Raw genomic sequence first — 19,416 nt, 5'->3', positions numbered from 1 at the left:
TCGTGGTAGGCTAAATGGTGTAAAGAGAAACGTTATTTATGGCGTTAACTAGTTCTATAGGAATAGGATGTATATCTTTCGCCTTATAAGTAATTTCTTTTCACGTAAAATAAAAACAATACAAGGAGGAATTTTTAATGACTTACGAATTACCTAAATTACCTTATACTTATGATGCTTTGGAGCCAAATTTTGATAAAGAAACAATGGAACTTCATTATACAAAGCACCACAATACTTATGTAACAAAACTAAACGAAGCGGTTTCAGGTCATCCTGAACTTGCTGAGAAACCTGTTGAAGAATTGGTTGCTAACTTAGATAGCGTTCCTGAAGATATTCGCGGCGCTGTACGTAACCACGGTGGCGGTCATGCTAACCATACATTATTTTGGTCTATCCTTAGCCCAAATGGTGGCGGCGCTCCAACTGGTGACTTAAAATCTGCTATCGAAAGCGAATTCGGTACATTTGATGATTTCAAAGAAAAATTCAATGCAGCAGCTGCAGCACGTTTTGGTTCTGGCTGGGCTTGGTTAGTAGTTAATAACGGTAAACTGGAAATCGTTTCTACTGCAAACCAAGATTCTCCATTAAGCGATGGAAAAACTCCTGTTCTAGGCCTAGATGTTTGGGAACATGCTTATTACCTTAAATTCCAAAACCGTCGTCCTGAATATATCGACACATTTTGGAATGTTGTTAACTGGGATGAAGCTAACAAACGCTTTGACGCAGCTAAATAATAATAGAAAGGCTCACTTCGGTGGGTCTTTTTTTATTTCTAATGAATTTCTAATGAACTTACAGTGGAAAAATGATGTTTTTTCAGCTACAATAGGGAAAGGTATTATTGAAAAGTGAGGTAACTTTGCGTGAAACTAAATTTTAGAAAAAAGAAAAAAGATTCCACTAAGAAGAAACGCGCCATCATTCCACTACGTTTAAATATTCTATTCTTTATAATTTTTATATTATTCTCCGTATTAATTTTACGACTTGGTATTGTTCAAATCGTGCAAGGGGATACGTACAAACGTCAATTAGAAGAAACAGATAATGTGACCGTTTCTAAGAATGTTCCACGTGGCAGTATTTATGACCGAAACTACAACTTATTAGTTGGTAATTCAGCAGTCAAATCGATTACCTACACAAGAAGCCAACAAACAGAAACTTCAGAAACACTTCACGTAGCTCAAACTTTACAAAAATTAATTACAATTGAACCAGAGAAACTAACCGATCGCGATTTGAAAGATTATTGGATTTTGACACATCAAACCGAGTCTTTAAATCGTCTATCTGCAAAAGAACAAGCGCTAGAATCTTCTAAAGCTTATAAAATCCAAGTTGAAAAAGTAACGAACGATGATATAGCTAAACTAACTACAGAAGATTTAAAAGTAGCAACAATTTATAAAAAAATGACAACAGGATACGCAATGACTGAGTCCGTTATTAAGAATAAAGATGTAACAGATGAAGAAATTGCCCGTGTTAGTGAAAACATGGATAGCTTACCAGGAGTTGATACAACGACAGACTGGAATCGCTATTACACTTATGACGAAACATTACGTTCTATTTTAGGTTCTGTTTCGACAGCAAAAGAAGGTCTACCAAAAGATAAAGCTGAGTACTACTTGTCTCAAGGATATAGCCGAAATGACCGTGTTGGTAAAAGTTATTTAGAAGCCCAATACGAAAGCGTTCTAGCTGGTTCAAAATCCCAATCTGAGAGCGTACTTGACTCTAAAGGAAATATAATCGAAACAGTAAGTAAGTATGAAGGATCAAAAGGAAAAGACTTAGTTCTTTCCGTAGATGTAGAATTCCAGAAAGCCGTGGAAGATATTTTACGTAAAAATATTAAACAAGGTAAACAATATGCTGGTTCTGACTTATTTGATCGTGCATTTGTAGTCGCAATGGACCCATATTCTGGAGAAGTTCTAGCACTTGCTGGTCAAAAACTAAATGACAAAGGCGAGTTTGATGACTACTCCTTAGGAACATTCACCACTGCTTATGCGATGGGTTCCGCTGTCAAAGGTTCCACAATTCTTGGGGGCATCATGGACGGCGCAATTTCAAACAAAACGGTCTTCACCGACCAACCAATTGCATTAAAAGGAACCAAACCGAAAAGTTCTTGGTTTAATAGAACCGGAGCAGGTAACCGACCACTGGATCCAGTTGGCGCACTAGAAATCTCATCTAACTCATATATGTATCAAGTGGCAATGAAGATGGGTGGCGCTAAGTATGTTCCAAATGGTCCACTAAGAGCTCCACTAAGTACATTTGATGATATGCGTTATTATTACAATCAATTTGGTTTAGGCGTTAAAACAGGTATTGATCTTCCTGGAGAACAAGTTGGCTACAAAGGGGACGACCAAACAATTGGTAAAATTCTCGATTTCGCCATCGGTCAGTATGATTCTTATACACCGCTTCAAATGGCGCAATACGTTTCAACAATCGCAAATGGAGGATCTAGAATTGCACCAAGTATGGTAAAAGAAATCCGCAATCCTAGTACAAATGGTGATTCTGTTGGAACTCTTGCAACCGCTAATGAACCAAAAGTTTTAAACAAAATCGGCGTTTCAGATAATGACATCAAAACAGTCCAAAAAGGTTTTTATGAAGTAACTCATGGCTCAACTGGTACAGCTAGAACAGTCTTTACATCGAGTGATTATGACGTTGCAGGTAAAACAGGAACAGCTGATGCCTTCTATGATGGACCAAAAGAAGGTAACAAAATGGCCAGTGTTTGGAATACAACATTTGTCGGTTATGCACCAGTTAAAAAACCAGAAATAGCGATTTCTGTAGTAGTACCTTGGATTTATCGTCCATATGGTACAGACCAAAAAACAAATATGAAGATTTCTAAAGAAGTTTTCGATAAATATTTCGAACTGAAAAAAGAACGTGCTGAATCCAATAAAGATGCTTCTAAAGTTGAACAACCAATTAACAATAAAGAAGCAGCTGCAAAAGCACAATCTGAACAAACCGAAAATTAATCAAAAAACCACTTTCATTCTTGTGAAAGTGGTTTTTTACATTTCAAACTGACAAACAATTAAAAAAATGGTGACTAATATAGATAAAAAACTGCGAAATGGCTTTGTTTATGGTATGATAAAGTAAGTGTAAAATTAACCAGATTTCTGTTTTAAAGCAGAGATACGAGGATTAAATTGAAGGAGGAATTGTAAACTATGACAAAAAGCTATCATGTCGCAGTTGTAGGTGCTACTGGTGCAGTTGGTACCCAAATGATTGAATTACTAGAAGAGGCGGCGACTTTCAAGATAAAGCAAGTTTCGTTCTTGTCTTCTATTCGTTCTGCTGGAAAAAAATTATCCTTCCGTGGGGAAGAGGTAACTATTCAAGAAGCTACACCTGAGAGCTTTGAAGGCGTAGATATTGCCTTATTTAGTGCTGGAGGTTCCGTTTCTAAAGCACTTGCAAAAGAAGCTGTAAAACGTGGAGCCATTGTAATTGATAATACGAGCGCATATCGCATGGATCCTGAAGTGCCGCTTGTTGTTCCAGAAGTAAACGAAAAAGCGCTATTCTCACATAAAGGTATTATTGCTAACCCTAACTGCTCTACAATTCAAATGGTAGCAGCACTCGAACCGATTCGAGAAGCTTATGGTTTAAATCGAATTATTGTTTCTACTTATCAAGCTGTGTCTGGCTCCGGAGTAAGTGCTATTCAAGAACTTAAAGACGGCAGCAGAGCTCTTTTAGATAACAAAGAATTCACGCCAGAAATCATGCCAGTAAAAGGCGATAAAAAGCACTATCCAATTGCATTCAATGCCTTACCACAAATTGACGTTTTCACGGACAATGATTATACATACGAAGAAATGAAAATGATCAATGAAACGAAAAAAATCATGGAAGACGATACTATTAAAGTTTCTGCTACATGCGTTCGAATTCCAGTTGTTAGTGGACATTCAGAAAGTGTTTACGTTGAAATAGAACAAGAGGGAGTAAGTGCAAAAGATATTCAAAATGCATTAAAAACAGCTCCTGGTGTCGTTCTTGAAGATGATCCGGCAAATCAAATTTATCCGCAAGCCATTCAAGCTGCTGGTAAAAAAGAAGTGTTTGTTGGTCGCGTTCGCGCTGACATTGATGATTCTAAAGGCTTCCATATGTGGATTGTATCCGACAACCTACTTAAAGGCGCTGCATGGAATTCGATTCAAATTGCTGAAAGCTTAGTCAAACTAGCGATTATTTAGAGGTGTAAGTAATGAAAATCATAGTACAAAAATTCGGCGGCACATCCGTCCAAAATGAAAAAATTCGTCTAATGGCTTTTAACCATATAAAAAATGCCCTTAAAGACGGCTATAAAGTTGTAGTTGTTGTGTCCGCAATTGGTCGTTACGGGGATCCATATGCAACCGACACACTTTTAGAACTTATAGGAGCAAAAGATACTAAACTAACTGCTAGAGAGCAAGATACATTGCTGTCTGTTGGAGAAACTATATCTGCTTCTGTCTTTACTAATATGTTAAGAGAGGCAGACATTAAAGCAGAAGCATTTTCAGGTGGTCAAGCAGGTATTATTACATCTAATAATCACTTAAATGCAAAAATCACCGAAGTCGATACAAAGCGCCTAAAAAAAGCGCTTGAAACACTTGATGTAGCTGTTGTTGCTGGTTTTCAAGGAATCACTGAAAACGGGGATATAACAACACTTGGTCGCGGTGGCAGTGATACTTCTGCTGCAGCTCTTGGTGTATCTTTACAAGCAGACTATATTGATATTTTCACTGACGTAGACGGTATGATGACGGCAGATCCACGCATTGTCGAACATGCGCGTTCACTTCCACGAGTAAGTTATAATGAAGTTAGTAATATGGCTTACCAAGGAGCAAAAGTCATTCATCCGCGCGCAGTAGAAATAGCGATGACTGCTAAAGTACCAATGCGTATCCGTTCGACTTACTTAGAAAGCACAGGAACACTTGTCACATCTTTAGCGGATGATTCCGGTCATTTCGATGTAAAAGAACGAATGGTAACAGGAGTTGCACACGTTACAAATTTAACGCAAATTTTTGTGAAAACCGATACTGTAAAGGCGCAACAACAGACTTTTAAAATATTAGCAGATGCAGGAATTAGCCTAGATTTTATTAATATATCAACTGATTCGGTCATTTTTACAGTCCCAGAAGAAAAACGTCGCGTCGTCAAACAACTTTTAGAAGAAGCAAACTTACAAACAACGGTTCGTGAAGACTGTGCAAAAGTTTCTATCGTTGGTGCTGGAATAACCGGAGTTCCTGGTGTTACAGCAAAAATCGTAGGAGCATTATCCGAAAAAAACATCCCAATTTTACAATCAGCGGATAGTCATACAACTATTTGGGTATTAGTAAGAGAAGAAGACTTAATTTCGGCAGTCAATGCCCTTCATGACGTATTTTGTTTGGAAATTAAGTAAGGAGGAAATGAAAGATGGATTTAGGGAAAGTAATTACAGCAATGGTCACGCCAATTCACCCAGAAAAAAATAAAGTATGCAAAAAAAGAATTCATCATCTCGTGAATCACTTAATAGATAACGGCTCAGATGGTTTAGTAATCGCTGGAACAACTGGTGAATCTCCAACTTTGTCACATGATGAAAAAATGAAATTATTCCGCCAAGTGGTGGAAACAAATGCAGGACGCGCGAAATTAATCGCTGGCACAGGTTCTAATAATACAGCAGAAACGATTGCTTTTACAAAAGAAGTAGCAGAATTGGGCGGAATTGATGCTGTCTTAGTCGTTGCGCCGTATTATAACAAGCCAAATCAAGATGGTTTATACGCTCATTTTGTTGCTGTTGCGGAAGCTTCTGATTTACCAGTAGTTATTTATAATATTCCAGGACGTAGTGTTGTTAATATCGAACCAGAAACAATTATTCGTTTAGCAAAATTACCAAATATTATTGGTGTTAAAGAATCAAGCGGCAACTTAGACAATATAAGTAAAATCATTGCTGAAACTTCCGATGATTTCCTCGTATACAGTGGAGATGACAGCTTAACCTTGCCAATTTTAGCAGTTGGAGGGAATGGCGTAATTTCCGTTGCAAGTCATGTGGTAGGAAATGAAATGCAAGAAATGATGCAAGCGTATGAAAGTGGGGACGTAAAAAAAGCAGCAAGTATACATCGCTCGTTATTACCATTAATGAACGGTCTTTTCTCTGTTCCAAACCCAGCGCCAACTAAATACTTATTAAATCAACAAGGTATTAGCGTTGGACCTGTAAGATTACCACTTGTAGATTTGAATGCTGAACAAGGAACGAAATTACAAGCTATATTAGAAGGACTTTCTAAATAGTTCAAAGGAGGTCTACGCTTTGACAATAAAAAAAGCGAAAAACATAAAAATCATTCCACTCGGCGGTGTCGATGAAAGTGGCAAAAATTTATATGTAGTAGAAATAGACGAAGATATCTTTATATTAGATGCAGGCTTAATGTTCCCAGAAAACGAATTACTAGGAATTGATATTGTTATCCCTGATTTCAAATATTTAGAAGAAAACAAAGACAGAGTGAAAGCCATTTTCTTAACTCATGGTCATGAAGATGCGATTGGTGCACTGCCATACTTACTTCAAAAAATTAAAGCACCTGTTTACGGTACTGAGCTAACAATTGCACTTGCAAAGTCAGCGCTTAAAGAACACCGCAAACTACGCTTTAAAAATTTCCATGTTGTTGATGCAGAAACAACCTTATCTTTTTCTAAAATTGATGTATCTTTCTTCCGTACGACGCATACAATTCCTGATTCGGTTGGGATTGTACTTGAAACAAGTGAAGGTTCCATCATTTATACTGGTGACTTTAAATTTGATCAATCAGCCAAAGATGGATATGCTTCTGATTTAAGTCATATTGCCGAATTTGGTGAAAAAGGAGTACTTGCTTTACTTTCAGATAGTTCAGAAGCAGAGCATCCTGGTACCACATCAAGCGACAGTTTAATTGAAGAAGAAATTAGACATGCTTTTAGAATGGCAGATGGTAGAATTATTGTTGCTTGTGTGGCTTCTAATTTGATTCGTTTGCAGCAAGTACTTGACGCATCCGTTGCTACTAAGCGTAAAGTCGCTATTGTTGGTAAAGAATTAGAGCGTGTATTTGAAATAGCAGGTAGCTTAGGTAAAATCGTTATTGAGGAAGACTTGATTATTCCTCTAAAAGAACTTAAAAAATATAATGATGAAGAAATCACTATTATTGAAACAGGAAACTTAGGTGAACCAATTCAATCATTACAACTAATGACTAAAGGTAATCACCCTCAATTTAATATTAAACCAGGAGATACGGTTTATATTACAACAACACCGTCACCATCACTTGAAACGATGATGGCGAAAACGATGGATATGCTCTATAAAGCTGGAGCAAAAGTATTAACGATGAGTAATAATCTTTTTATCTCTGGCCATGCAAGCCAAGAAGATTTGAAATTAATGCTTAACTTGTTAAAACCTAGATATTTCGTTCCTGTTCACGGTGAATACCGGATGTTAATTAGTCATGCGAAATTAGCTCATGAAGTTGGCATGGCAAAATCAGAAGTATTTATTGTCGGTAAAGGTGAAATTTTAGAATATAAAAATGATAAAATGACTGCTGGAAACCGTGTCTATTCTGGAAATACACTAATTGATGGGTTAGGTGTAGGAGACGTTGGAAACATCGTACTGAGAGACCGTAAGTTACTTTCTGAAGACGGTATTTTCATCGTAGTTGTTACGCTTAATCGTAAAACTAAAACAATTACTTCCGGACCAGAAATCATTTCACGTGGCTTTATCTATGTGCGTGAATCTGAGCATTTAATTGAAGAATCATCCAAAGTCGTAACAAAAATCGTCGAAAAAAACCTCCAAGAAACTGGCTTTGAATGGGCTAAATTAAAACAAGATATTCGCGATCAATTAAATCGCTACCTATTTGAGCAAACAAAACGACGTCCAATGATCTTACCAATCATTATGGAAGTCTAGTATGAACTGCTGCACCTCGATGTGCAGCAGTTTTTTTCGTTTAAAAGTAAAATAGAGGGGAAAACAAGCTAGGAAGGAGTGATTCAATTGACAGAATTTACATATGATGTAGTTATAATCGGAAGTGGTGCTAGTGGAACAACCGTGGCTTTTGAAGCGCAGGCAGCCGGTCTAAAAGTAGCGATTGTGGAAGAGCGTAGTTGGGGCGGCACATGTGTCCTTAGAGGCTGTGACCCTAAAAAAGTGTTAGTCGGAGCAGCAGAAGCAAGAAATCTTTCCACAAGATTACGTGGTAAAGGTATTAAAGAAGCAGCAACAATTAGCTGGACAGATTTAATGGCATTCAAAGAAACATTTGTAGAAGATGTGCCTGAAAGTCGCTTGGAAAGTTTTCAAGAAGCTGGGATTGAAACGTTTTTCGGACCAGCAAGTTTTCAAAACGAAAATACTTTGCAAGTTGGTAACGACATACTAAGTGCTAAAAAAATAGTGATTGCAACCGGCGCAACACCAAATACACTTAAAGTAGAAGGTCAAGAACATATTCAAACGAGTGATGATTTCTTATCACTTGAAAAACTTCCAGATTCGGTTGTTTTTATCGGCGGTGGTTATATTTCTTTTGAATTTGCATCAATTGCGCTAGCTGCAGGGCGAGATGTGCATATAATTCATCATAATAGCGAACCATTAAAGAAATTCGATCCCGATTTTGTAGCTGCCTTAGTTGCTACACTAAAAGAAGAAGGCATTCATTTCCATTTTGATACTGATATTACTAAAATTAATAAAAATGGTGAAAAACTTCATATCGAAGGTAAAAATGGCTTTTCACTTGAAACCGACTTAATTATCGGAGCAACCGGAAGGACGACCAATATTGCTCATTTAGCTCTAGATAAAGCAAACATAGACTATACCAAAAAAGGCATTACAGTAAACGAGAAACTACAAACACCTAACCACCCACATATTTATGCATGTGGTGATGTAGCCGCTACAAAAGGCGCTCCGTTAACACCAGTTGTCAGTATGGAAGCAGCATTAGTAGCAAAAAATATTTTAGGCGGCAATGAAAAAATCGATTATCCTGCCATACCAAGCGTTGTTTTTACTAGTCCAAAACTTGCAAGCATTGGCATAAGCATGGAAGAAGCAAACGCCAATCCAGAAAAATATCAAATTAAAAACCATGATACAACGAACTGGTATACGTACAGAAGAACGAACGAAAAAATCGCCCTCGCAAAAATCATAGAAGACCGCGAAACTGGTCAAATTAAAGGCGCTCACTTCCTAAGTGAAGAGGCTGATTATATGATAAATTATATCGCTATCCTAATGAAAGCTAACTTAACTTTGGCTGATTTACAGTCTGTCATATTTGCATATCCATCACCTGCAAGTGATTTAACTGCTTTGAACTAGAGCTTAAATATGTTATAGTGAGGGAGAAATTCGCATAAAAGGAGCAAATTAGATGGAAATTTGGATTATTGCCGGAATATGTGCATTCTTAATTTTTATCAGCGGTATTGTTGTTTTATTTTTCCCAGCCAAGCGAAAAATCGGTGCAATTTTAACAAGCGCTGGAATGTTATTATTGGTTGGTTCTATTATTGGCATCATTGTTAGTTTTTCACATTACCAACAAGTTCAAAATGATGTATTCAATTATTCTTCTAAAGGTACAAGCCAAGCTACTGCAGAAGAAACAAAAACCTATCAAATAAACTATGAAGATTCCGCAGATAATATTAAGAAAAAAATCACCTCTGTCACGGTCGAAAAGAAAGAAACCTATTCAACAGTAGAAGGCAAGTCAGTTCCTGGCAGTATCACATTACAATTAGAAATAACAAACAATGCAGCTAAAACTCTCGAAACCTATCCAAACCAAGGTCAACTTGAAGCTAATAAAATGGATATAAATGGAGGAGACGCTGTTCTATCTGATTTTGAAACCACAGAAATCGAACCTGGTAAAACAGTAAAAGGAACAATCGTTTTTCCAGTAGAAAAATTAGATAAAGTTTCTGATATTACTTGGATTTCTTATAGTTTCCTAAGCTATTTAAAAGATTCTTCGACACCAATTACAACAGAAACAGGTAAAATCGAACTTAAATAAAAAAACAATATCCCGGAAATGGGATATTGTTTTTTTATTTATTCAGCTACATTCATAACTTCTTTTAAATATTCATCATAAGAAATTTCTTTATTATAAAATTGATCTTTTGATAAGTTAATAATACGAGTTGCGATAGTTTGTAGTAACTGATGGTCATGCGATGCAAAGATCATAGCGCCTTTGAACGCTTCAAGACCATTATTTAATGCAGTGATCGATTCTAAGTCCAAGTGGTTAGTAGGTTCATCAAGTAAAAGAACATTTGAACCTGAAAGCATCATTTTGGATAACATACAACGAACTTTTTCTCCACCAGATAAAACGCGTACTTTTTTCAGTACTTCATCACCACTGAATAGCATACGTCCAAGGAAGCCGCGTAAGAATGCTTCACTATCATCTTCAGGAGAGAACTGACGTAACCATTCCACAAGACTCATGTCGTTTTCCTCAAAGAACTCTGAGTTATCTTTCGGGAAATAGCTTTGGCTTGTTGTGATGCCCCATTTATAGCTACCTTCATCAGGTTCCATTTCACCAGCAAGGATTTGGAAAAGAACGGTTTTAGCAACTTCATCATCGCCAACTAAAGCAACTTTGTCATTACGGTTAATCGAGAAGGAAAGATTATCAAGAATCTTCACGCCATCAATTGTTTTAGACAAGTTTGTTACAGTTAGTAGGTCATTCCCAACTTCACGGTCCGGTTTGAACTGAATGAAAGGGTAACGACGACTAGAAGGTTGAATATCTTCCAGCGTGATTTTTTCGAGCATTTTTTTACGACTTGTTGCTTGTTTTGATTTCGATGCGTTCGCACTGAAACGAGCAATAAAGTCTTGTAATTCTTTCATTTTTTCTTCTTTTTTCTTATTACGATCGCCCATCATTGTTTGTGCTAATTGGCTTGATTCATACCAGAAATCATAGTTTCCGACATATAATTTAATTTTGCTGAAATCAAGATCCGCAATGTGCGTACATACTTTATTTAAGAAGTGACGGTCATGGGATACTACGATAACAGTATTATCAAAGTTGATTAAAAATTCTTCCAACCAGTGAATCGCACGGATGTCAAGGTGGTTGGTAGGCTCATCCAGAAGTAAGATATCTGGTTTACCGAATAAAGCTTGTGCAAGAAGCACTTTCACTTTTTCTCCACCAGTTAAATCTTTCATTAGTTTGCCGTGTAAGTCAGTAGGGATACCTAAGCCATTTAATAAAACAGCGGCGTCAGATTCTGCTTCCCAACCATCTAATTCAGCAAATTCGCCTTCAAGTTCAGCAGCGCGAATACCATCTTCATCACTGAAATCTTCTTTCATGTAAATGGCATTTTTTTCGTCCATAATTTTGTATAGACGTTCATGTCCCATTATTACAGTGTTAAGAACAAGTTCATCATCATACTGGAAATGATCTTGGCGAAGGACAGCGAGACGCTCACCTGAACCAATATGAACATTACCACTTTGAGAATCAAGCTCGCCAGAAAGCACTTTTAGGAACGTTGATTTACCAGCACCGTTTGCTCCAATAAGACCATAACAGTTACCTGGTAAAAATTTAATTGAAACATCTTCAAATAGCTTTTTATCGCCGTAGCGTAAGCCAACATTATTTACAGTTAACATTTTCTTCCTCCAATACTAAGTTACTTCTTCTTGAAATCAGAAAAAGCACAATTGCTTCTATTTTAACATGGTTAGTTCAGCAAAGAAAGCTTACACGCATAAATAAATGTTATAATTGAAAAATAAGGAGGGAAGCTAAATGGATTATCAGCAAACTTTACAAGAAAAAGTCGCGCTTTGCCTTAGTTTGCAAGGTGCTAAGGAAACATTTCCATTTGATTCTAAAACACATGCTTTAACAATTGGCGCGAAAATATTTGCGCTCATCCATATGTATCACGGGGATTTATATGTCAGTGTTAAATGCCAGCCTGAGAGAATTGATTTATTGCGCGATGAATATATGAGTATAAAACCCGGCTATCACTTAAATAAAAAACATTGGATTACACTTGTGATTAATGAAGAATATGATGTCGAAGCGGAAACAGAATTTGCTTTAATTAAAAATAGTTATCAGCTAATTTTTGATAAACTACCAAAAAAAGCTCAAAACACTGTAAGATTTTCTGCAAATGATTAAAGAAAACAAATAATTCTTTACAAAAAAACATCTCATGCTATAATGATTGTTGTACGATAATTTCATAGACGTTACCACAGGGGGGGCTTCTTAGCTGAGATTGAATCCGCGTGTTTTTGGATTCTGACCCTTTGAACCTGTTCGTTAATACGAGCGTAGGGATTGTGGCGATTGCATTTCTAACAATAGAAACTGCTTTCTTCTGGGGTACGTTTTTGACCAAAAAGAAGAGGGGAGTTTATTTTTTATGCAAAACAAACGATTAATTATTTTACTTGAATGTGCTATCTTTGCTGCAGTTGCGATGGTACTAAGCTTTATCCCGCTGGACATTGGTTCCAGTTTTTCGATTTCACTAGGAATGATTCCAATGTACGTTATTGCAATTCGTCGCGGTTTTTGGGCGGCTGGATTTGCTGGGCTTTTATGGGGGTTACTACATTTTTTAACAGGGAAAGCTTATATTTTAATGCCATCTCAGGCAATTATTGAATATATCCTGGCCTTCAGTTTTATTGCTTTCAGCGGAGTATTTAGTAAACAAGTTCGAAGTAATTTAGCTGCTAACCAACTAAAAAAAGCCATCGAGTGGGCGTGGGGAACCATGATTATTGGTGGTGTGGCTAGATATTTCTGGCATTATGTAGCTGGCGTTTTATTTTGGGGCGCTTATGCTTTTCAAGGTTGGGGAGCACAACTATTTTCAGCAGTGATGAACGGAGCTAGCTGCCTCGGAACCGTCGTTGTTTGTGGAATAGTTATCTCGATACTACTCAAAACAACGCCTAAATTATTCTTACCTAAATAAAGGAAAGCCCTGTTAGTAAATGCTAATAGGGCTTTTTAGTATGTTATAATAGAATAAATACTGTATTACAGCTTGTCACAATGTCCATTTTTACGATTATAAGTTTAGCAGCGATGTTCTTTACGTGCCACAAGTACGAAATCATCTTGTTTAGTAACTTCCGTTTGAATGCCACACTGTCTTTAAGCTGTTTTTTTGTATTTAAAAAGTTTAAATCATTACTAGTTAGGGAAAAGATTTATCGATTGCCAATTTTTTTGGTAGTGGTAAAGAAAAAATGGAGGTGTATAAGCGTGTTAAAATTCGAACACGTAACGAAGACTTATAAAGGGGGCAAAAAAGCTGTTAATGATCTAACACTTAACATCGATAAAGGAGAATTTGTTTGTTTTATCGGTCCAAGTGGTTGTGGGAAAACGACGACAATGAAGATGATTAACCGGCTTATTGAACCTACAGAAGGAAAAATATTTATTAATGATAAAGACATCATGGCGGAAGATCCCGTCAAACTAAGACGTTCTATTGGTTATGTTATTCAGCAAATTGGCTTGATGCCACATATGACGATTAGAGAGAATATCGTCCTTGTACCAAAATTACTTAAATGGTCCGAAGAGAAAAAACAAGAACGGGCGAAAGAATTAATTAAATTAGTTGATTTGCCAGAAGAGTTTTTAGACCGCTATCCTTATGAATTAAGTGGTGGACAACAACAACGTATCGGTGTTTTGCGAGCGCTTGCAGCAGAACAAAATTTAATTCTAATGGATGAACCATTCGGAGCACTGGATCCAATTACTCGGGATTCTCTACAAGAAGAATTCAAGAATTTACAAAAAGAACTTGGAAAAACAATTATTTTCGTTACCCACGATATGGATGAAGCGATTAAACTCGCAGACCGTATCGTTATTATGAAAGCTGGCGAAATCGTTCAGTTTGATACACCAGATGAAATTCTACGTAACCCGGCAAATTCATTTGTAGAAGATTTCATTGGTAAAGACCGTCTAATTGAGGCAAAACCTGATGTTACACAAGTAGCACAAATTATGAACACGAATCCAGTGTCTATTACAGCAGATAAATCTCTACAAGCTGCCATTACAGTCATGAAAGAAAAACGAGTAGATACGTTACTTGTAGTGGATGAAGGTAATGTGTTAAAAGGATTTATCGACGTAGAGCAAATCGATTTAAATCGCCGCACAGCAACTTCTGTGATGGATATTATCGAGAAAAATGTATTTTACGTGTATGAAGATACCTTACTCCGTGATACTGTACAACGGATTCTAAAACGTGGTTATAAATATATTCCTGTAGTTGACAAGGACAAACGCCTTGTTGGGATTGTAACTCGTGCCAGTTTAGTAGATATTGTTTATGATTCCATTTGGGGAACGATAGATAATGTGGCAGAAAATCAGGAGGAACAAGCGGATTCCGAAACGACAGAACCAGAAATGAAGCAGGAGGGATAAGCTATGGACGCAATTGTTACTTTTTTTCAAGAAAACGGCCATAACTTGCTTGTTCAAACATGGCAACATCTTTTCATCTCCTTATCTGCTGTAATTTTAGGGATTGCAGTTGCCGTTCCTGTTGGAATTTTACTGACGCGTTCACCAAAAGTAGCAAATTTTGTTATTGGCGTGGTTAGTGTTCTTCAAACGGTTCCTTCACTCGCTATTTTAGCATTTATTATCCCGTTTCTTGGGGTCGGTACATTACCAGCGATTATTGCACTGTTTATTTACGCACTTTTACCAATCCTGCGTAATACTTTTATTGGAGTTCGAGGAGTCGATAAAAATTTAATCGAATCTGGTCGTGGTATGGGCATGACGAATTGGCAATTAATCATTAATGTCGAAATCCCTAACTCTATATCAGTAATTATGGCTGGTATCCGTTTATCAGCTGTGTACGTTATCGCTTGGGCAACGCTTGCTTCATATATTGGAGCTGGTGGACTTGGAGACTTTATTTTTAATGGCTTAAACTTATATCGTCCAGATTTAATTCTTGGCGGAGCAATCCCAGTAACTATTTTAGCCCTTGTAGTAGAATTCGCGCTTGGAAAATTAGAGTATCGTTTAACTCCAAAAGCCATCCGTGAAGCTCAGGAAGGGGGAGAATAACATGAAGAAAAAATTTATCGCGCTATTCAGCGTATTACTACTAACTAGTTCTCTTTTCTTATCTAGTTGCTCTTTACCAGGACTTGGAGGCAGTTCTAAAGATACAATACGCATTGGAGCAATGGCCACGACAGAATCACAAATCGTTTCCAATATTTTAAAAGAATTAATCGAACATGACACTGGCCTAAAAGTAGAAATTGTAAATAACCTCGGATCAACTATCGTTCAGCACCAAGCCATGTTAAATGGTGATGTGGATATTACAGCGACAAGATATACCGGAACAGACTTAGTTGGGCCTCTTGGAGAAGATGCTATTAAAGATCCTGAAAAAGCTTTAGCAGCAGTAAAAAAAGGATTTGAAGAGCGTTTCCACCAAACATGGTTTGATTCTTATGGCTTTGCTAATACGTATGTGTTTATGGTACGCCAAGATACTGCTAAAAAATACAACTTAACTACAGTTAGCGACATGCGTAAAGTAGAAAATGAGCTTACTGCTGGGGTCGATAATTCTTGGATGGAACGTGAAGGAGATGGTTATAAAGCATTTTCAAAAGCTTATGACATCGAGTTCAAGAAAATTTTCCCAATGCAAATCGGCTTAATTTATACCGCACTTAAAAACAATCAAATGGATGTGGCACTTGGTTATTCAACAGACGGCCGTATCCCAACATATAACTTGAAATTACTAAAAGATGATAAAAAATTCTTCCCACCATACGATGCTTCAGCTCTAGCAACAGATGAAATTTTAAAGAAACATCCAGAATTAAAAACTACTATCAATAAGTTAAAAGGTAAAATCTCAACAGAAGAAATGCAAAAGCTTAATTATGAAGCAGATGGCAAATTAAAAGAACCATCCATCGTAGCGCAAGAATTCTTGCAAAAAAATAATTACTTTGAAGGTAAAAACTAAGGAGGTGCCAAAAGATGGACACATTAAAACAATTAATTGATTATTACCAAACAAATGGAAGTTATGTCATGGAAGAGTTCTGGCGGCATTTCTTAATGAGTGCGTACGGAGTTATCTTCGCCGCAATCATAGCGATACCACTTGGAGTATATATTGCTAGGAAGAAACGCTTAGCTGGATGGGTTATCCAAATTGCCAATATCATTCAAACTATCCCAGCGCTCGCAATGTTAGCTGTACTTATGCTAATTATGGGCTTAGGGACGAATACAGTCGTTTTATCCTTGTTCCTATATTCTTTACTCCCAATTCTAAAAAATACCTATACGGGCATTAGAAACGTTGATGGGGCACTTCTTGAATCGGGTAAAGCGATGGGCATGACGAAATGGCAAGTGCTTCGTCTAATCGAAATGCCACTTGCTTTATCGGTCATTATGGCAGGTATTCGAAATGCGCTAGTTATTGCAATTGGTGTTGCAGCTATCGGGACATTCGTTGGAGCAGGCGGCCTCGGTGATATTATAGTCCGCGGAACCAACGCAACTAACGGAACCGCAATTATTTTAGCTGGAGCCATCCCAACAGCAGTCATGGCAATATTAGCCGATGTACTTCTTGGATGGGTCGAACGTACTTTAAATCCAGTTAAAAACAAAAGAAAAACATTAACCGAAGTCTTATAAAAACAATCGAAAACACAACCTACCAGCTTCATAAAAAGGTTGTGTTTTTCGTTTGACAAAGAATGTTTCCCGTAGTAAACTTTTTATCATAAACGAAAGAAGGTCAGGGAGCATGAAAAAGGAAAAAACAGAACGCACAAAACAAAGCTGGAGAAAAGCACAGAATGCTCCCAGCTTAAGCGAAGTAAATAATTCAGTAGCAATTCCAAAAAACGCAAAGTTCTTCCGGAAATTATTTGCATTTATGGGACCAGGTGCTCTTATTGCAGTTGGCTATGTTGATCCTGGAAACTGGGCGACATCCATTGCCGGGGGTTCGGAGTTTGGTTACACCTTATTATCTGTTATTTTAATTTCTAATATTTTAGCCGTTTTACTACAATCACTTGCATCAAAATTAGGTATCGTGACTGGGCGCGATTTAGCTCAAGCATCAAGCGATCATTTTTCCAAACCGTTTGGCTTTGTCCTATGGATTTTAGCTGAATTAGCCATTATTGCAACTGATATTGCTGAAGTTATCGGTAGTGCGATTGCACTTAATTTACTCTTTGGCATTCCTTTGATTTGGGGCGTTTGTATAACAGCATTAGATATTTTTCTTGTATTATTTTTACAACATAAAGGTTTCCGCTATATAGAAGTTATTGTTATTACCTTAATGGTGACGATTCTTGTATGTTTTGGAGCTGAAATGGTCATGTCACACCCAGATATGCAAGCTATTGCGAAAGGTTTTATCCCGCAATCAGAAATCGTTACGAACCCGGCAATGCTTTATATCGCACTCGGGATTCTTGGTGCAACAGTTATGCCGCATAATTTATATTTACACTCATCGATCGTGCAAACAAGACAATACGCGCGAACAAAAGAAGGGAAGAGAGAAGCGATTCGTTTTTCATTTATCGATTCAACGTTCTCTTTAACTATTGCGTTATTAATTAATGCATCTATTTTAATTTTAGCTGCTGCTGCCTTTTATACTACTGGACAACATAACGTAGCTGGAATTGAAGATGCCTATAAATTACTTAACCCAACACTTGGAAGTAGCATCGCCAGTACGGTGTTTGCGGTAGCTTTACTTGCTTCTGGTCAAAATTCGACATTAACAGGCACATTAGCTGGTCAAATCGTTATGGAAGGTTTCTTAAATATCCGTCTAAAACCAGTAGTACGCCGCTTATTAACCCGTGTACTAGCAATTGTTCCAGCAGTTATTATTACAGCACTTTATGGAGCAAATGGAATAAATGAGTTGCTTATTTTCAGCCAAGTAATACTCTCCATGCAACTATCTTTCGCTGTTATTCCCTTAGTTATGTTCACAAGTGATAAACAGAAGATGGGCGAATTCGTTAACTCACCATGGTTAAAAATAGTGTCTTGGTCTGTTGCAATTTTTATCGCATTCTTAAATATCTACTTATTATTTTACACTTTAACTTCATTATAAAAAGAGAAGATTACGATAATTATATTATGTAAACAATTAAAAATAATTTTCTCATTTCTTTCCCTCGAAATTTTCATCTTTATGCTATATAATTGAATTATATAATACTAATGGCGTAGTAAAGGTGTTGATTAACGATGACGGATAAACTATTAAAACAACATAAAAGGCTTTTAGAACAGCAACATAAACTACCGTACACAATCAAACTGGACGGCGAAGTTTTCACAATCATTATTTATACAAAATTAAACAAAGTAGCTGGAGTCACTGTAGTAAACTCAAAAGACGAACCAGCAACAATGAAAGAAGCAGAAGCAGTAGTTAATCGCATTCAAAAGTATAATTTCTATTTTGAATACTTGGGTAAACGTGCTCATGTAATTAAGGAACGCGATAGTATTATTGCTGAAAAGATAGAACAAACACAATTAATTCTAAATGATAATACTATTTTTGGTGAACAAATGCAGCCAACGATTGATGAACTTAATTTAGCGATGGAAGTTTATAAACAACAACAACGCAAATTAGACGTTTATCAAGAAGATATTACTTTGCTCAACCAAAAAATTAAAATGCAAGGTGAAATTTTAGAAGAAGACTGGGAATCAGCTGAAAATCTTTCCATTGCGTTTACCAAAGCTGCATATGCGCAAAGTATCTATTTAGAAGCAACACGAAAGAATCGGAAACAATTAGCAAAATGGTTCCATCTCCATCAAAAAGAATTACCAACTGAAAAACAAAAAGCATTAGGAAAAATCGTATCTGTTCTAAGTGACACGAATGCTGGACTTGTATTTGATCAAATTATTTCGCTTAGACCTCTTCTTGAAGAAGGCTTAATGCTTGATCATGAGCAGTCCTTAACCCAACGTGCTGCTGAATTTAATAAAGAGTTCGAAACACATTGTCGTTTCTATAAACCTAATATTAATAAAGTGAAAAATTTAATCAGACAATAACAAAAAAGCTAAGTGGCGTAAAAACCACCTAGCTTTT

17 protein-coding genes and 1 riboswitch are annotated in these 19,416 nt (G+C 36.8%); of the genes, 16 read left to right on the top strand and 1 reads right to left on the bottom strand.

What is annotated here, in order from left to right; translation table 11 throughout:
• The first annotated feature begins 137 nt into the window (after window positions 1-137).
• From PQQ29_RS07410 to PQQ29_RS07375, 8 genes are all read left to right on the top strand, one after another.
• Entirely contained in the window at window positions 138-746 is a 609-nt protein-coding gene (locus PQQ29_RS07410; RefSeq protein WP_003762264.1) for a superoxide dismutase, read from the top strand.
• Window positions 747-875: 129 nt separating this feature from the next.
• Window positions 876-3,041 carry a peptidoglycan D,D-transpeptidase FtsI family protein gene (locus PQQ29_RS07405; RefSeq protein ID WP_010991552.1) on the top strand — a complete coding sequence of 722 codons (2,166 nt, stop codon included), beginning with the start codon at window positions 876-878 and terminating at the stop codon, window positions 3,039-3,041.
• Between the two features lie 198 nt (window positions 3,042-3,239).
• Window positions 3,240-4,283 carry an aspartate-semialdehyde dehydrogenase gene (locus PQQ29_RS07400; protein WP_003771838.1) on the top strand — a complete coding sequence of 348 codons (1,044 nt, stop codon included), beginning with the start codon at window positions 3,240-3,242 and terminating at the stop codon, window positions 4,281-4,283.
• A gap of 11 nt (window positions 4,284-4,294) precedes the next feature.
• Window positions 4,295-5,506, top strand: a complete 1,212-nt coding sequence (gene dapG, locus PQQ29_RS07395) for an aspartate kinase (protein ID WP_010991551.1) — start codon at window positions 4,295-4,297, stop codon at window positions 5,504-5,506.
• A gap of 14 nt (window positions 5,507-5,520) precedes the next feature.
• Window positions 5,521-6,402 (top strand): 4-hydroxy-tetrahydrodipicolinate synthase, encoded by an 882-nt coding sequence (gene dapA, locus PQQ29_RS07390; protein WP_010991550.1) that lies wholly within the window; start codon window positions 5,521-5,523, stop codon window positions 6,400-6,402.
• 19 nt (window positions 6,403-6,421) lie between these two features.
• The gene (locus PQQ29_RS07385; protein ID WP_003766877.1) at window positions 6,422-8,089 is read left to right on the top strand and encodes a ribonuclease J; all 1,668 of its coding nucleotides are present in this window, start codon (window positions 6,422-6,424) and stop codon (window positions 8,087-8,089) included.
• Window positions 8,090-8,176: 87 nt separating this feature from the next.
• Window positions 8,177-9,517, top strand: coding sequence for a dihydrolipoyl dehydrogenase family protein (locus tag PQQ29_RS07380; RefSeq protein ID WP_187984114.1), 1,341 nt, complete (start codon window positions 8,177-8,179; stop codon window positions 9,515-9,517).
• Window positions 9,518-9,569: 52 nt separating this feature from the next.
• Window positions 9,570-10,220 (top strand): hypothetical protein, encoded by a 651-nt coding sequence (locus PQQ29_RS07375; protein WP_003762252.1) that lies wholly within the window; start codon window positions 9,570-9,572, stop codon window positions 10,218-10,220.
• Between the two features lie 38 nt (window positions 10,221-10,258).
• Here the strand turns inward: PQQ29_RS07375 and PQQ29_RS07370 are convergent, their stop codons facing one another.
• The gene (locus tag PQQ29_RS07370) at window positions 10,259-11,860 is read right to left on the bottom strand and encodes an ABC-F family ATP-binding cassette domain-containing protein (protein ID WP_003771831.1); all 1,602 of its coding nucleotides are present in this window, start codon (window positions 11,858-11,860) and stop codon (window positions 10,259-10,261) included.
• Between the two features lie 139 nt (window positions 11,861-11,999).
• Between PQQ29_RS07370 and PQQ29_RS07365 the strand changes: the two genes are divergently transcribed.
• The 8 genes from PQQ29_RS07365 to PQQ29_RS07330 all read left to right on the top strand — a co-directional run bounded on the left by PQQ29_RS07365 (window position 12,000) and on the right by PQQ29_RS07330 (window position 19,379).
• The gene (locus tag PQQ29_RS07365) at window positions 12,000-12,383 is read left to right on the top strand and encodes an MmcQ/YjbR family DNA-binding protein (protein ID WP_010991548.1); all 384 of its coding nucleotides are present in this window, start codon (window positions 12,000-12,002) and stop codon (window positions 12,381-12,383) included.
• 69 nt (window positions 12,384-12,452) lie between these two features.
• A riboswitch (TPP riboswitch) is annotated at window positions 12,453-12,563 on the top strand.
• A 67-nt stretch (window positions 12,564-12,630) separates the two neighbouring features.
• On the top strand, window positions 12,631-13,191 hold the full coding sequence (thiT, locus tag PQQ29_RS07360; protein WP_003730347.1) for an energy-coupled thiamine transporter ThiT: 561 nt from the start codon (window positions 12,631-12,633) through the stop codon (window positions 13,189-13,191).
• 293 nt (window positions 13,192-13,484) lie between these two features.
• Window positions 13,485-14,678 (top strand): betaine/proline/choline family ABC transporter ATP-binding protein, encoded by a 1,194-nt coding sequence (locus PQQ29_RS07355; protein ID WP_010991547.1) that lies wholly within the window; start codon window positions 13,485-13,487, stop codon window positions 14,676-14,678.
• Window positions 14,679-14,681: 3 nt separating this feature from the next.
• Window positions 14,682-15,338, top strand: a complete 657-nt coding sequence (locus PQQ29_RS07350) for an ABC transporter permease (RefSeq protein ID WP_003771823.1) — start codon at window positions 14,682-14,684, stop codon at window positions 15,336-15,338.
• A 1-nt stretch (window position 15,339) separates the two neighbouring features.
• Window positions 15,340-16,266 carry an osmoprotectant ABC transporter substrate-binding protein gene (locus PQQ29_RS07345; RefSeq protein ID WP_003771820.1) on the top strand — a complete coding sequence of 309 codons (927 nt, stop codon included), beginning with the start codon at window positions 15,340-15,342 and terminating at the stop codon, window positions 16,264-16,266.
• A gap of 14 nt (window positions 16,267-16,280) precedes the next feature.
• Window positions 16,281-16,952, top strand: a complete 672-nt coding sequence (locus tag PQQ29_RS07340) for an ABC transporter permease (protein WP_003762244.1) — start codon at window positions 16,281-16,283, stop codon at window positions 16,950-16,952.
• A 112-nt stretch (window positions 16,953-17,064) separates the two neighbouring features.
• Window positions 17,065-18,411, top strand: a complete 1,347-nt coding sequence (locus tag PQQ29_RS07335; protein WP_010991546.1) for an Nramp family divalent metal transporter — start codon at window positions 17,065-17,067, stop codon at window positions 18,409-18,411.
• A gap of 137 nt (window positions 18,412-18,548) precedes the next feature.
• Window positions 18,549-19,379 carry a hypothetical protein gene (locus PQQ29_RS07330; RefSeq protein ID WP_010991545.1) on the top strand — a complete coding sequence of 277 codons (831 nt, stop codon included), beginning with the start codon at window positions 18,549-18,551 and terminating at the stop codon, window positions 19,377-19,379.
• Window positions 19,380-19,416: the final 37 nt, after the last annotated feature.

The sequence above is a fragment of the Listeria innocua genome, from assembly GCF_028596125.1.
GTDB lineage: Bacteria > Bacillota > Bacilli > Lactobacillales > Listeriaceae > Listeria > Listeria innocua.
This window is presented reverse-complemented; position numbering and strand designations above follow the sequence as displayed.